Origin of the sequence: Schlesneria sp. (genome assembly GCF_036405755.1) — a bacterium.
In the GTDB taxonomy this organism is placed as follows: Bacteria; Planctomycetota; Planctomycetia; order Planctomycetales; family Planctomycetaceae; genus Schlesneria; species Schlesneria sphaerica.
Window position 1 is genome coordinate 15295 of the sequence record NZ_DASWWZ010000597.1, and the last position, 14373, is coordinate 29667.

Genomic DNA, 14373 nt, shown 5'->3' on the forward strand with positions numbered 1-14373 from the left:
AATAACGGTCTGAATCAGGCGACGAGAGTGCGATCGTCGCGACAAACATGGCCGGCGCTGAGGCGACACCCGGAGGTAGAGTGTCACTACTCAGAGCTGCGAGACGTGGATGCCTCTTCAGCCATCTGCTTCAGCACCTCTGTGATGACTTTGCACCCTTCGTCCACCTGCGCGGGCGAAATGTTTAATGCGGGCAGCAGCCTGACGACGGTATCGTGAGTCGCGTTGATCAAGACCCCTCGCTCCATGCACTTGGCAACAGCCGGAGTCGCGGGAATGTTGAGTTCGATCCCGATCATCATGCCTCGCGATCGCACTTCGTGAATGATCGGCAATGTCCCCTTCAGCTCTGTGAAGTGCTGGTGGAACCGGTTCGACATTTCGCGGCAATGTGCGAGCAAGCCCTCTTCTTCGATTGTCTGCATGGTCGCGATTCCGGCAGCCATGGCGAGCGGGTTGCCTCCGAAGGTGCTGGCATGCATGCCGGGCCGCAGACTGGGAGCAATGTGGTCCTGGCAGACGAATGCTCCGCAGGCAACGCCTGCCGCCAGTCCTTTCGCGAGCGTCATGATGTCGGGCTGGACGCCGTGGTGCTGATAACCGAACCAGTGTCCGGTACGGCCCATGCCGGTCTGGACTTCGTCGAAGATCAGCAGCATGTTCCGTTCGTCACAGAGCTGTCTGAGTCCCTTGAGGAACTCTTCCGTGGCGATGTTCACTCCCCCTTCCCCCTGGACGGGTTCCAGCAGGACGGCACAGGTTTCATCATCGACCAGCGCCTTGACGGCATCCAGATCGTTGTAGGGAGCGTAGCGGAAGCCGGGCAGCAGAGGGCCGAGACCTTCATGATACTTGGGCTGGGCTGTGGCCGTGACGGAGCCGAATGTTCGGCCGTGGAACCCGTTCTCAAACGAGATCACGCGGAACTTCTGAGTCCCCCCCGACGGGTTGGCGAAGTGCAGTCGAGCCAGCTTGATGGCCCCTTCGTTCGCTTCAGTGCCACTGTTGGCAAAGAAGACTTTGCCGAAGCTGCGAGTCACGATGGATTCCGCGAAATCTCCCTGGGCTTCGGTGAACCAGGTGTTCGGGATGTGGATCAGGTGCTCGACCTGTCGCTGAATGGCTTTGACGACCTTTGGCGGGCTGTGTCCCAGGATGTTGCAACCCCAGCCGGGAAAGAGATCGAGGTACTTCTTGCCTTCCGCATCCCAGACGTAGCTTCCCTCGCCGTGAACGAGACAGACCGGGTAACGCCGGTAGTTGGGAATGACATATTTGGCAAATTGATCGATCGTTTTCTGACTGGAACGGGTTGCAGCAGGATGCATAGGTTTTCTGAGCTTTCGCAACTAAAGGACGATCTCGGTCCCGATTCCCTCGTTTGAGTAAATCTCGAGTAAAACGGAGTGAGGAATTCTGGCATCGATGATGTGGACTTTTTGAACGCCCGCTTCGAGGGCTTCCAGGGCCGCTTCGACTTTGGGAACCATCCCGGCGTCGATAATGCCTTCGCGAATCAATTCACGACATCGGGCGGCGGTCAGATGCGACTGCAGCGTCGACGGATCTTTTCGATCAAGGTAAATGCCCGGAACATCGCTTAAGAACACCAGTTTTTCAGCTTGAATGAGTCTGGCTACTGCCGCCGCTGCGGTATCCGCGTTGACGTTCAGCTTGCCACCCTGATCATCCAGTGCCACCGAAGGAAGCACGGGGATCTGGTCAGCACGGCAAGTCATCAGCAGCAGGTCCCGATCAATGTCGGTCACTTCTCCGACACGGCCCAGGTCAATCGGTTCGCCCTGTTCGCCGGGAAGCGTCAGGCGTTTCCCTTTCAGACAGTTCACCGTCAGGTAGCTCAACGCACGGGCGTCGCCTCCCTGGCGAATAATTTCGTCGACGAGGTTTTGACAGATTTCACCGGCGAGTACCCGGGCGACAATCTCCAGTGTCTCGTCGTCGGTATAGCGCCGTCCCTGCACAAAGCGTGGCGGAATGCCCGCCTTGGACATCGCGGCATTAATCGCTTTGCCCCCCCCATGGACCAGAATCGGCCGCATGCCGACCGACGACATGAAGATCACGTCGGTCAGAAAATGCTTCACGGCTTCCGCTTCGTCCATCGCGCTGCCGCCAAGCTTGATCACGACGTGGCGACCGCGGAATCGGCGAATCCACCCGAGGGCTTCGAGTAAGACACCGGCTTTGCGAACAGCTTCTTCGAAGTTTTGAGACATTTTGCTCACGCGGCCAGAGACAATAAGGGTGAAAAACCTGAATTCTAGGGTTTCGCTGAGATAAGTGTCAATTCGGCAGATTTTCTGAACTGGAACTTCGCCATGGATGAGAAATCCCTGGCGCGGTTTTGCCGATTGGCGATTGTTGAGCGGGCTCGAGCCGTTTCGTAATGAGCATCTTGCCTGAGCACCTTACTTGAGCATCTTTCTTTTGAGGGGTTTTCTGAATGGCGTAAGTTCTGTTTCAATAGTTGTTTATGGAAAATGTGTCGTGTCAGGGCTTTAAAGTGAAAGGAAGATGCTCCTGGAAAATCTGAGCACCTTCCTTTTCCAGCGTGTCTCCCGCGATCAGGCTGGCGGTTCGCCAAATCTCCGTTTCTCTTTTCGATATACGGTTCGTTCGTACGTTTCGCTGGCTGGTGTTTTACGAGTTCATCAATGACAAGTGAAGCAGGGGGTGAGGGCTGCGAACTGACGTGCTCAACACGCGATGCACAGGTGCTGAGGGGACCTGCACAAAGTGGAATGCCATCGATTCCAGGTGTTCGTGGCGGGAAACGAGCAAACGTCTCTGGAGCGACATCCCGCTTTCATTGAAAGAGGGGATTGCTCAATTCCCAGAGCAACTGAGCTCGCTGACATGGTGACCCGTGGGCCGAACAGGGGCTCTCGCTCGCACGTGGATGCCGTCCTTTGCCTCGGTACTGTCGGGCTCGTTTTCTTAATTTTAAAAAATAGAAACGGTGCGTCAAGATGTGTTGACGCATTCATGCGTATTCGCTCGGGAAAGCGACCCGCAGGGTCTGGCGATTGACGAAGGAGAGGTGAGAAAATCGGCTGTGGCGGATCCGTTCCGGGGGGCTACACGTCGAGGTAAACCCATCGACGGAAAAAACAAGAGCGGCCAGACTCATCAGGGCTGATGCACTGAGGTGATTCTGGCCGCTCTCGCTGCATTTCTTGAGAGAGGAGTTCCTCCCGGGAGGCAGACCTGCCGGGCGAACTCCTTCTGAGTCAAGTGAATGGCTACCCGCTCTGTCTATCGGCCGAGCATCTTGGCGATGACATAGATCACGAAGGCTCCGAAGAATCCCCCTCCTAACAGCAGATAGACCAGAGAATATTCGGCGGCGGCAATGATCAGTGGGACGTCGAGTGGTGTCATTTGAGTTACCCCTTATTGTGAAAGTGAGTCGCGATGTAGGTGAGGCAATTGCTTGGCAGAAGGTAAACGCAAGATGTGTGCCGAACGGAATTCATTACTCACAAGGGCTCTTTCGGGGGCATCATCGTGCTATGGCTGAACATCTCTCCCAGACGCCTGCTCGGCGGCCCTACGATTCGCACGATGATCGTCCAATCGCTTCGGAAACAGGGGGAAAACGGGGTGAAGAAGCTCTCAGGGGATGAAGAACTCGAGCTGTAGGAAGAACGCCGAACTGCTCTCTCAGCCGAACGAGAGGAAGGTCTGCGGAGACATCTCTCGGTATCGGAATCACTCAGGGCGAATCAGCTCAGTCCCGCTCTGCGCCAAGCCTCGTAACCCCCTCATCTCGACCACCAGGGCGCGGATCGCTCCCAGAGGCTCTCCTGATTCGCCCTTCGTCCCCTGATACCTGTTCGGGCAATGAGATGCCGGGCGGGAGTATGGAAAGTCCCCTAGCGAATGGGAGTGAGGAGCAGCGTGAGGGGGGGCTAAGAGCCATCGGCCACGCTCATCAAGGTTGATGGATCGCGTTCGAAGACCTCGATCTACAACTGAACCCGCCGTATTAAGGTTAGTCTTTGGAGCCCTCTCCTTGAAGTTGCTCTGGCGGAATAAACGAAGACCCGTCGAGGGTCTCTTGATCGACCATCGACGGGTCTAATTGAAATAATCACTGACTATTTGCGAATATGTAGTCTGCTTGGTGCTATCGCTCTCTCGGCCCGGGCTTACGGAAATCAGTGGCGATGTAACGTCACTTCCGGATTTCGCGACCAGTGACCCGGGATTGAATCCCGTCGGCCTCAGGCGTCTTGTGAGAAGATCAGCATCGAATAGGGGCCGACGGAGATCGGGGCGGAACATTCATAACCGTCCCGTGCCTCGTCCTGGGTAGTGACGTCGCTGCTGGGGATGTTAGCAAAGTCCGCACTGTAACCTTTCCAGTCCGAATTCAGGCGCAGTTTCCAGGTCCCCTCCGCAGGGAACCCCAGGAGATAATCACTCCGTTCCTCGTTGGCGAGGTTCAACACCACAATGACATCGTCACCGGGACCATGATCGTACCAGCGGTGAAAGGCCAGCAGGTTGTCAGCGGGATTCGAGTGGAACACGTGACAACCTGATCCACACAATCCCCGGGTCTTGCCTGTCTGGTTCAGCCTCAGCCGGATCAGGTCACGGTAAAGTCGCACAATTCCGCTGTACTCTTCGGTATGCGCCCAGTCGAGGGGGACGGTGTCCTGAAACCAGCCCCCCTCAAGAAATTCCTGTCCCTGAAACAGCATGGGAACCCCTGCCGCGGTGAAGACGAGACCTGCGGCGAGCGTGGACCGCTTTTTCGCGAAGTAGTTGCCCGGATCCTCGGGATCAATTTCCGAAGGGACACGTTGTTTACCGTTGGCAACCTCGTCGTGGGATTCGCTGTAAATCACCCGCTGGAAGGGATCGCCATTGTAGGAGGCCAGCAGGGCACTGATGACGCTGTCGAGCGAGCGATCCTGATCCTCAACCGTCGTGACCGTCGCACGGATGGGGTGGACAAACTGAGCATCCCATTGCAGGTGAAAGCCAGCGCCTCCTTCAGCCGGATCCTTGGTTAACCAGTCATTGTTCTGAAGATCCTCTGCGATCAGCAGTTTCGCCGGATACTTGGCGCGGATTGCCCCGTTCATCCCCTGAATCAGGTTCCAGCCATCGGGTAACTCGGCCTGGGGGTCGCTGTCTCCCCGAACAGTTCGAATGAACAATGTCATGTCGTAACGGAGTCCGTCGAGGTGAAAATCCTCCAGCCAGAAGTTGGCGTTGTCCTCGATGAAGCGTCGGACTTCTTTTCGTCCGTAATCGGGACGATTCCGTCCCCAGGGCGTTTCGGCGCGCCAGTCGTTGTAGAAGTAGATACCCCCACCGTCGTTCTCACTCCAGCCATCGAATTGCCACAGGTCCAGATCACTCGGGCCAAAATGGTTGTAGACAACATCCAGGATGACGGCGATGCCGCGGCGATGTGCTTCTTTCACGAATTGCTTGAGCGCTCGTGGGCCGCCGTAAGTTGTTTCGACGGCGAAAATGTGTGCCGGGTTGTAGCCCCACGAGTAGTCCCCCGCGAATTCTGCAGTCGGCATGACTTCGATGGCGTTCACACCAAGCTGCACGAGATGATCAAATTTTTCGATCGCTTCTTCGAAGCCACCCGGGTGATCGGGGGTGGTGGGGTTATAAGTCCCGATATGCATTTCATAGATGACGAGTTCATTACGTGGGGGCATGACAAAGGCATCACCTTCCCAGTCGAAGCTCCTGTCCGAGATCACACCGTTGCCGATGGAGTTCGTCACTTCCCGGGCATAAGGGTCAATGCGGAGAAGTTCCTGGTCTCCGTTAATGATTCGAAAACGATACTCATCGCCGAACTTGGCATTCGCAACTTTCGTCGACCAGTGATCTGCTTCATCTCGGACGAGTGGGTTCGCCTCTCCGTTCCAGTCATTGAATGTGCCGACGACAGAAACCTGTTGAGCGTGAGGTGCCCAGACACGAAATGTCACTCCATCATTCTCCACGGTGGCGCCCATGGGGGACGGTGATTGATGAGTTGGCCCGCTTTCAGACATGAAGGTTCTCCGGAAGATTGGGACGATTTGTAAGTAAGGTGATTGAGGAATGGGATCAATCCATGAGCGCATTCTCGACGATCGCACCGAGAATGCGCGTGAGAAAAGAAGTGATCTCACGCAAAGAGACTGCTGACGTGGAGGTCAGTCGTTGGCTTGTCCCACTGGGGCAGACAGCATTGTTGCAATGACATGGCATCCTGCTGACTCGGACATCAGTGACAGAAGGCCATAGAAGCATTTCGCTGAATTTAATTCGGCACTCGTCACGTCATTCAGCAGCGCGAGGCGCGGACAGCCATCCACGCCTCTTCCTTTTTTCGACTGCACGAGATCCTGACGTAGACCATGCAAATACGAGGCTATCGGTCGATGTTGCCAGAGGGCATGCCGCGGTCATCGCGGTTGCCCACGTTCAGGCCACGGGCCTTTGCCCCTGAGTCCTGCCGATCGACATTGACTGACCGTCGGCTGGACGCCACGGCGCTGGAGATGACGGAGGCGGAGCCAACCACTGCGACCGCAATCCAGGCAGTCATCGCGACTCGCTCGTGATTGGTAAGCGATGTCGTCACCGCGGCGGCAACGGCGAGTCCCAGTGGGACGACCGAACCAGCAGCAACAACCTTCCAGGAATTGGGCTGTGGCTCACGCTCAATACTTCGCTCAAGTGATCTTTCATGGGATCGATCCTGAAACTGCTCACGACCTCGCTCGAGCGAACGGGTCGGCACTTCGGGCCTTTCCGCGTTGACTGTGGATATCGACATGATTTTCCTCCTTTGAAAGAGCCCGCTTCCGTCACGCGACGGGCGTTGGGTTACTCGTAGATGCGTCATCAGGGTAGCAAGATTGCGGCCTGATTCGATCCGCAATTTTGCACGTCGGATCGCTCTGGGAGATGTTCTCGCCCGCTTACCACTCGGTGCGAGTCACATGTTCCCCGGCGTTGAGAGTCATCAGATCAACAACTTCATCCCCGTCTTCAGGACGGGTTTGCACACTGATCACGGCGCCCCCATCGAACAAGGCCTGGCGATAGTCCTCTGCAACAGGGGCGGGAACTCCGATACCGGCCAACCCGCCGATGATTCCACCCGCTAAAGCCCCGGCACCACCGCCAGCGAAGGCAGCCATGAGGGGGCCGGCCACGACGAGGCTAAGGCCGGGAATAACGACGGTGGTTCCTGCGGCGGCCAGTGCGGCGAGTGTCGCACCCGCAATCGTGCCGATACTGCCACCCAGGCCCATCCCTTCGGGCGAGAGGGTCTGTGTTGCCTGTTTGGTTTTCCGCTGAGTGCAGATGGCGACTGCAGCCACATTAGGACCTTCATTGTCCATCGATTCGACGCGGGCCTCGATCTCTTCGTCCGGTTCCTCTCCACCCGAGAAGACCTGAGTTCGAGTCTCATCGGACATCATCAGATTGATGTCGCTGGACTTAAACCCTCGACGGAGCAGGTCCAGGTAGCAATTGTTGGCATCGGCGTGATTACGAAAAACACCGATCACTGCGGTTTGATGGGTCGTGGCTGTCATGGTCAATGTTCCTTCACAGAGGTCTTACCCAAGTCCATCTGTCGAGTACCGACCCGACACGGAGCGAGGATCTCAAAGTCAATCTTGTCGAATCGGCACCGCCAGGTTTCCCGATACCCCGACAATGCGGAGGAGAAACGGGCCTTGCTGTCTGGCCTCAGCTAATCGAGCTTCGAGCGTCAGCGTTGCTTGTCCACTTTCGATGTAGGTGGAAAGAAGGCAGCGGTCACGCGATAAGGGACTGCTTCATTCCGAAGTGATCATTAAGCAGAAGGCGTGCCAGAGACTTGAGAAGGTAGGGACTGGCACCCCTTTATCCGACATGGCCCGGGTCAAAGATCTGGCGAACGTCGCTGATCAGCGGCAAGAGAGGTGATTGCGCCAACGGGACTTGTGACGACCCGCAACACGGCTGCGGAGGGCATTCGGACCTTTCGAAACATTCAGGAAGAGTTCCGGTTGGGCTGTGTGGTGATGCACCAGTCCGTTCGTCCGTTAGTCGGGCCGCTATACCAGTTCTCTATGAGCGTCCCTACTTTGGCTTGGTCCCCCAAAAGGATGGATTGGTAAGTAATGGGTCACCAACCGTAGCACGCAGAATTCCCCTCTTCGGGTTGATTTGACTCCCCTGCCCTGGCATCCCCTTACAAGGGAAGTCGCTTGTTGGAAGCGGATGGGGGGTGGTGACTGTTGGGGAACCTCTCGTTGACGCCGCCGCACCGAACGGCGCGAATTCGCGGCAACCGCGGATTCCTCATCACGGAGCGGACGTTCCGCAATCGTGATGAGGCAAGCTGGGAACTCTACCGCGGTATCTTAGTGGGCGGGAATCTGCGTTATTCGTGTTACGAGAGAAATCACTATCTCGTACGATCAGCTACGTATAGCGGCCCAACTTATTTGGTCGAGGGGAACAGGAACTGGTGCGGTAGAGTCACTGAAGTTTGTACGTCCCAGAATCAGCGTGGAACGAAACCGCTCATTCTCAGAGTTTCCGGGAGAAAGTATGGTAATCCAATCAGTAGCTCAGAAAGGCCTGATTTACAGGCGTACGGACCTTGCCTGATGAACTCCGGACGGCCCTCCCGTCGCAAATTCCGAGTGGCGGTTTTTAGTCTTGGCATCCTGTTTGCAATCGGATGAAGGCAGAAGCAAGCCGCTTTAGGCACGTTGGTTCTGCTGGTCAAATTGCTGACCAGGCTTAGGAGAGCGGGAGATTTCCGCAGAGATCCAGCGAGATCAATCCAGCTTGCAACTTCAGTTTGATGTCATGTTCGGCATCTCTCAACTTCACCTTCTGGCGGGGACTACCATGTTAAACTGGGCGCTGACATTTTTAATTGTCGCATTGATCGCAGGGGCTTTAGGATTTGGTGGAATTGCGGGAGATGCCGCATGGATTGCAAGAGTGTTGTTCGTCGTGTTCCTCGTTCTCTTCCTGTTCTCACTTTTGACAGGACGACGGGTACCGCCGGTCTAGCGACCGACCAGCTCAGGACGCTGCTACCAGTATCCTGCTAACCTTGCCCTCTCTCCGTTCTTCGGAGCGAGGTGCAGGTTAGGTCGCCTCACTCAGCCATCGGGGACATCTTCCCGCTGCAGTCATCACAGCTCGTGGTCTGCCATCCGACAGAACTGTCGCCCCGACTCATAAAGGCACGAAGTACGGTTTTTCGGTGAAAAGTCGTACTTCGCATCTTTCGTAAGACGTGTGCTCTTCGCACGTTTGAATGCGCCGCCGTTCGCTCCGGTTTTTTGTCACTCTGCAGGGAAGCCTTCATTAGCGGCGTTGCTCCCCTTCTCGAATCTGTTTTTCGTCCTGGCGATATTCGTGCTTGATTGAGGGATCGCTTACCGTGTCCAATTCCCGTTCCGTTCCGACCATTCAACGGGCGACTGTTGTCCTCACAGGGGCTGTGGTGACATGTATCGTCGTAATGGCTTTGCAATGGGGACGCCCTGTCCTGATTCCGATCGCTCTGGCGGTGCTGTTGACGTTCCTGCTGAATCCCATCGTGACGGCACTGAACCGACGGGGAATTCATCGAATCGCTTCAGTGGTAATCGCTGCAGGAATCGCGGGCGTGATTCTCTTTGGCATCGGCTGGCTGTTGACGACACAGGTGACGGGGATGCTGGAGGAACTTCCTCGGAATACGGAAAGAATAAAAGCGAAAGTCAGGGCTCTCAAAGAATTTGGTTCAGGGCCGACACGAGAACATATTGCTGAAATGATCCAGGAGATCAGCGAGGAACTGCAACTTCCCGCGAATGGAAAAAAAACCGTCCCTACGTCTGAACAAGAGGGAGCGCCGGGGCCCGTTGTCGTGACTCCCGGTGGCGAGTCGTGGTTCAACTACACGGAATACCTCGGTTCTGCATTCGAAACCTTAGCGACGCTCGCCTTCGCCTTCGTCCTGCTGATGTTCTTCCTGATTGAGCGTGAAGACCTACGGGATCGCATTGTTCTGCTGGCGGGTCGGGCGCGACTGGCAGGGACCAGTAAAGCGGTCGAAGATATTACCGACCGTGTCAGCCGCTATCTGGGAATGGTCGCGCTGGTCAACGGGGGATTTGGGGTTGTGCTGACGATCGGGTTGCTGCTGCTGGGGGTTCCCTACGCCATCCTCTGGGGATTTCTGGCCGCGGCACTCCGCTTCATTCCTTATATCGGACCTTGGGTGGGCGCGATCTTCCCCATCGCGATGAGTTTCGCGATGTCAGACGGGCTTTGGCAACCCATGTCGGTGCTGGCTTTCGTCCTGGTGATTGAGCTGATCTCCAATAATGTGGTGGAGCCGTTGTTGTTCGGACACACCATTGGAGTGTCTGCCACGGCGATGATCATTTCGGCGGCGTTCTGGTTGTTCCTGTGGGGCCCGGTTGGACTGGTCCTCTCTGCACCCTTCGCCGTTTGCCTGGTTGTACTCGGTAAAAACGTCGAATCACTACGATTTCTCTATCTGTTGCTGGGTGATAAACCGGCTCTCTCCGCCGACCAGAGCCTTTACCAGCGACTGATGCTTGGGGATGAGCACGAAGCCAAAAAACTGATCGAAAAGCGGATGAAAGACGCCGATTCCGTCCCTGATGAAATTTATGACCAATTATTTGTTCCTGCTCTGGTCTACTCCAACCGCGACGTCCAGCGGGGATTCCTGGACGAGGAAGAACAGGAAGCCATTCATACCACGATGCGGGAGTGCCTCAATGAAGTGCCCCTGTGTGTGGTAAATAAGGAGGAATCCGAAGAAGAGTCGGAACTGCAGAGGGAGTCAGCCCTGTCGGCCCCTCGCGCACGCATCCTGGCGTGTCCAGGTGCGAACGAGTCCGATGTTGTGGTTCTGACGATGCTAGAGCGTCTGCTGGATCCTCTGCACTTCGACGTGCAGATCCAATCGCTTGAAACCCTTTCGTCAGAGCTGGCTGCGGAAGTCAGGGGTTCGGCACCAGCCATGATTTACATTGCGTCGACCCCCCCGGGGGGGATGGGTCACGCAAAGTATCTGTGTAAGCGACTGCACGCAGCGGCACCCAATGTGCCAATTGTGGTCGGGCGTTTCGGACCCAAGCGAAGCCGTGCCCATGACCGTCAGCAGCTCGAAATGGCGGGGGCGAGCTTCGTGGTCACAAGCCTTGTTGAGTCGAAAACATTGTTTCAGGCGCGGCTGCCTGTACTGATCTGCGATCACCAATCGTGCCCTCCCGGAGAGTGTTCCATGACGCCGGAAACGGAGTCAACCGCAGTCGGCGCGACGATGTTGGGCGCAGCAGCTCATTAACCGCTGGTCAAATTTGCAAACAGATTTGGGGTGTTTCCCCTGTGAGTCGGTAACACGATTTGACAATGAGAGAAGGAGAAAATCATGAACTGGGATCAGATCGAGGGAGGCTGGAAACAGCTCCAGGGCCAGATCAGGGAAAAGTGGGGAAAGCTTACGGATGACGACTTGACTGTCGTCGCCGGTAAGCGGGACCAGCTTGCAGGTCTGCTCCAGCAGAAGTACGGCTACGCCAAAGACCGGGCTGAGAAAGAACTTGACGACTTTATCCGCGCCCTCAAGTGATGTCGCTTCGGACATTCCTCATACGTGCTGTGGGTTGAACTGAATTGTAAGAGACAGAGATTCGGGCCGGGGTGCCATCGTCGATCAATGTCGGTCACAGAGGAATCCCGGTCACCTTGTTTTGAGTTGTGTTGAAAGGACTTTGAGAATGCGAAACCTGATTTCCACCACCTGCCTGCTCGCTTTGACCACGGGATTCTTCGTAGGTTGTTCGGAGACCTCCACCGTGAAGGATGAGACCAAGATTCAGACCCCGGGTGGTACGACGACAATTACGACGGAAAAGGAAGTGGAAAAGACAGGGGATCATAAGGGAACTGACGCGGTTCCCGTCACGCCGACGACTCCCTGACGGATGTGCGCACACACACATTTCAGATTGAGTGACGATGAGTGGCCTTCGAACAGCACGAACGCCTACCAGTCATGAACCCAGATTTGCTGCTTGCGATAACGTGCCAGTCGATCCGTTTTCAGCCAGTAAACAGTTCCACAGGTCGAAAAAGCGACTGGCACGCTAATCGCTATTGCTATACTCCACGATGTCAGTCTTCGACACCGTGGTTCCCAACCTTACGAACAGGAGTACGAGTATCATGGCAGACACAACAACAATGGCGAAGAACAAAGTCCAGGAAGCCTCGCAGGCCGTTGCTCAGGGCGCCCAGGGTGCCGTGGACAATGTACGGAAGGCTGCCGGGTACGTGGCTGACCAGGCCAGTGAAGCGGCGTGCAATGCCTCGAAGGGGATTGCCAGCGCAGGGTCGTACTTGGATCAGAAAGCCGAAGACGCGGCATGTGCGATCGGTGGCGGTTTGAAGGCCGCGGGCGAAGCCGTCCGTCACAACATCCCCCAGGAGGGGCGTCTGGGTCAGGCTTCCTCGGCTGTTGCCCAGCGATTGACCGAGACGGGCGAATACCTGGAACGTGAAGGCCTCGACGGCATCATGCAGGATGTCTCCTCGGTCATTCGCAAGAATCCAATTCCCGCCCTGCTGATCGGGATCGGTTTGGGGGTTCTTGTCGCGCGAGCTACTTCATCAAGGACATAATCCATGTCAACTTCCATTTCCCCCGAGCCGGGTGTGGAGCCCTCGGTGACTGAACTCGTCAGCGGAATCGTGAGCGATCTTCAGAACCTGGGTATTCAGCATCTGGCTCTGTTTCGGAACGAAATCAAGCAGGACTTAAAGACGGCAACAACCGGTGCCTCGTTCCTGGGGGCGGGATTTGCAGTCCTGCAAGTCGGATTGATTCTGGTCTGTCTGATGCTGGTTCACTTGCTGTCTACTCAGGTTCCGACGTTGTCACTGTGGATGTGCTACGGGATTGTCGGAGCTTTTATTGTGGTTTTAGGGGCCATCGCAGTGGGGATCGGCGTCAACCAGATGAAATCCGTTGAAGCCCTGACTCCCAAAACTGCACAAGCAATGAAAGAGGACACCGAATGGCTGTCGACACCGAAATAGCACGTGAACAGGACGAACTCCTGGCTCAAATGGAAGAATCGCGTGAGTCACTGGCTCACAAGATTGAGTTGCTCGAAGGAAAAGTTGCCGAGACAGTCGAAACGGCAACCGCCACCGTACAAGAGGCAACGGCCAATGTGCTGGAAACAGTACAAACCGCTACGGCTACCGTCTCGGAAACGGTGGGCACTGTCACTGACGCCGTACAAGGGACGGTGCAGGATGTTCGCACGACACTTTACGATGGAGTCGAAAGCGTCAAAGGAGCTTTCGATATCTCACAACATGTCGAGAAGCACCCCTGGATCTCCATGATGGGTGCTGTGGCAGTGGGATATGTCGGCGCATCGCTTCTGCACCGCCCCAGTGCGGAAGCTCGAACAAGGTCAAAATCCTACGGTCACTCGGGAATCCAGGGGTTATCGAGTCGGCCTTATGAAGAATTTGCGCCCAGTCCGACGAATACGGTTCCTCCCACCGTGGCCCAATACGCTGCGAATGATTCCACACTGCGTCCCTTGAGCAGCGCGCCTCAGTCATCAGCACCCCCGAGTAAGTCCTGGATTTCCATGCTCAGCGAAACGCTGGGACCAGAGATCAACAAGTTGAAGGGACTTGCCATCGGAACGGCGCTAGGAGCAGTACGGGATTCCGTTCTCCAGTCGGCGCCTGAAGCGATGAAGAAGCCACTGGCTGACGTCATTGACGAAGTCACGCAGAAACTGGGGGGCGAATGCCTGCAGGGCTCTCTGTTCACTTCGGATTCCACTTCAAGCGGTGGTAGCCAGTCTCGGGGTGTCCCCTCCGTTCCCCGATAATTTCTTTTTCGGTTTTTTACCGAATAACGATGCCCCCGGCGCGGTGGCTCATCGAGACCGCGCCGGGGGGCATCCGCCCCCCTCTTTGTTGTCCTCTCGAGAGAACCCCCTTTTCGATGCCCTCTACACTCACGCCATCAGATTGTCTGACCTCACGGACTTCGTGTGATAATTCGTTGCCCGCTTGCGAGGATCCAGGTTTGTTCGAGTCGATTGATCGCGTTGTCACCCGTGGCGAGCTCGAAGCAGCGATTTCTGATTTGATTGTGAAGTTTGAACTGGAGTACTTCGGACGCGGACCTCAACAGATTCGGACCCATTTAATTGGCGACATGCTCCTCGTTCGCATGTCAGGAGTTCTGACACCATCGGAACTTCGCCTGGTCCGTGGAGCCAATTCGGCGGCCGCCACCGTTCTGTTGAA

At 56.0% G+C, this 14373-nt stretch carries 14 protein-coding genes; 8 read left to right on the top strand and 6 right to left on the bottom strand.

Translation table 11 applies throughout. From position 1 onward, the window contains the following. Positions 1-86 precede the first annotated feature (86 nt). The 6 genes from VGE80_RS19795 to VGE80_RS19820 all read right to left on the bottom strand — a co-directional run bounded on the left by VGE80_RS19795 (position 87) and on the right by VGE80_RS19820 (position 7595). Positions 87-1328 (bottom strand): aspartate aminotransferase family protein, encoded by a 1242-nt coding sequence (locus VGE80_RS19795; RefSeq protein ID WP_440593857.1) that lies wholly within the window; start codon positions 1326-1328, stop codon positions 87-89. A gap of 21 nt (positions 1329-1349) precedes the next feature. Next, positions 1350-2237 (bottom strand): acetylglutamate kinase, encoded by an 888-nt coding sequence (gene argB, locus VGE80_RS19800; RefSeq protein WP_373650036.1) that lies wholly within the window; start codon positions 2235-2237, stop codon positions 1350-1352. A 1039-nt stretch (positions 2238-3276) separates the two neighbouring features. Continuing rightward, positions 3277-3402, bottom strand: a complete 126-nt coding sequence (locus tag VGE80_RS19805) for a hypothetical protein (protein ID WP_373650037.1) — start codon at positions 3400-3402, stop codon at positions 3277-3279. Between the two features lie 845 nt (positions 3403-4247). Continuing rightward, positions 4248-6056 (bottom strand): alpha-amylase family glycosyl hydrolase, encoded by a 1809-nt coding sequence (locus VGE80_RS19810; protein ID WP_440593858.1) that lies wholly within the window; start codon positions 6054-6056, stop codon positions 4248-4250. Between the two features lie 362 nt (positions 6057-6418). After that, positions 6419-6826: a hypothetical protein gene (locus VGE80_RS19815; protein WP_373650040.1), complete on the bottom strand. Its 408-nt coding sequence runs from the start codon at positions 6824-6826 to the stop codon at positions 6419-6421. A 145-nt stretch (positions 6827-6971) separates the two neighbouring features. Then, positions 6972-7595: a hypothetical protein gene (locus tag VGE80_RS19820; RefSeq protein WP_373650041.1), complete on the bottom strand. Its 624-nt coding sequence runs from the start codon at positions 7593-7595 to the stop codon at positions 6972-6974. Positions 7596-8907: 1312 nt separating this feature from the next. On the opposite strand from VGE80_RS19820, the gene VGE80_RS19825 reads away from it, so the two are divergent. From VGE80_RS19825 to VGE80_RS19860, 8 genes are all read left to right on the top strand, one after another. Then, the gene (locus VGE80_RS19825) at positions 8908-9075 is read left to right on the top strand and encodes a DUF1328 domain-containing protein (RefSeq protein ID WP_373653848.1); all 168 of its coding nucleotides are present in this window, start codon (positions 8908-8910) and stop codon (positions 9073-9075) included. Positions 9076-9451: 376 nt separating this feature from the next. Then, the gene (locus VGE80_RS19830) at positions 9452-11377 is read left to right on the top strand and encodes an AI-2E family transporter (RefSeq protein WP_440593859.1); all 1926 of its coding nucleotides are present in this window, start codon (positions 9452-9454) and stop codon (positions 11375-11377) included. A gap of 84 nt (positions 11378-11461) precedes the next feature. Continuing rightward, positions 11462-11662, top strand: a complete 201-nt coding sequence (locus VGE80_RS19835; protein WP_373650043.1) for a CsbD family protein — start codon at positions 11462-11464, stop codon at positions 11660-11662. A gap of 148 nt (positions 11663-11810) precedes the next feature. Then, positions 11811-12014, top strand: coding sequence for a hypothetical protein (locus VGE80_RS19840; protein ID WP_373650044.1), 204 nt, complete (start codon positions 11811-11813; stop codon positions 12012-12014). 244 nt (positions 12015-12258) lie between these two features. Further along, complete coding sequence (locus tag VGE80_RS19845) at positions 12259-12714, top strand: hypothetical protein (RefSeq protein ID WP_373650045.1); 456 nt, start codon at positions 12259-12261, stop codon at positions 12712-12714. 3 nt (positions 12715-12717) lie between these two features. Continuing rightward, on the top strand, positions 12718-13131 hold the full coding sequence (locus VGE80_RS19850) for a phage holin family protein (protein ID WP_373650046.1): 414 nt from the start codon (positions 12718-12720) through the stop codon (positions 13129-13131). After that, a complete protein-coding gene (locus tag VGE80_RS19855) occupies positions 13110-13949 on the top strand; it encodes a hypothetical protein (RefSeq protein ID WP_440593860.1) in 840 nt (279 codons plus the stop codon). Before VGE80_RS19850 ends, VGE80_RS19855 begins: the two co-directional genes overlap by 22 nt. Before the next feature lie 200 nt (positions 13950-14149). Next, the coding region (locus tag VGE80_RS19860; RefSeq protein ID WP_440593861.1) for a Na-translocating system protein MpsC family protein at positions 14150-14373 on the top strand (224 nt) is incomplete at its 3' end.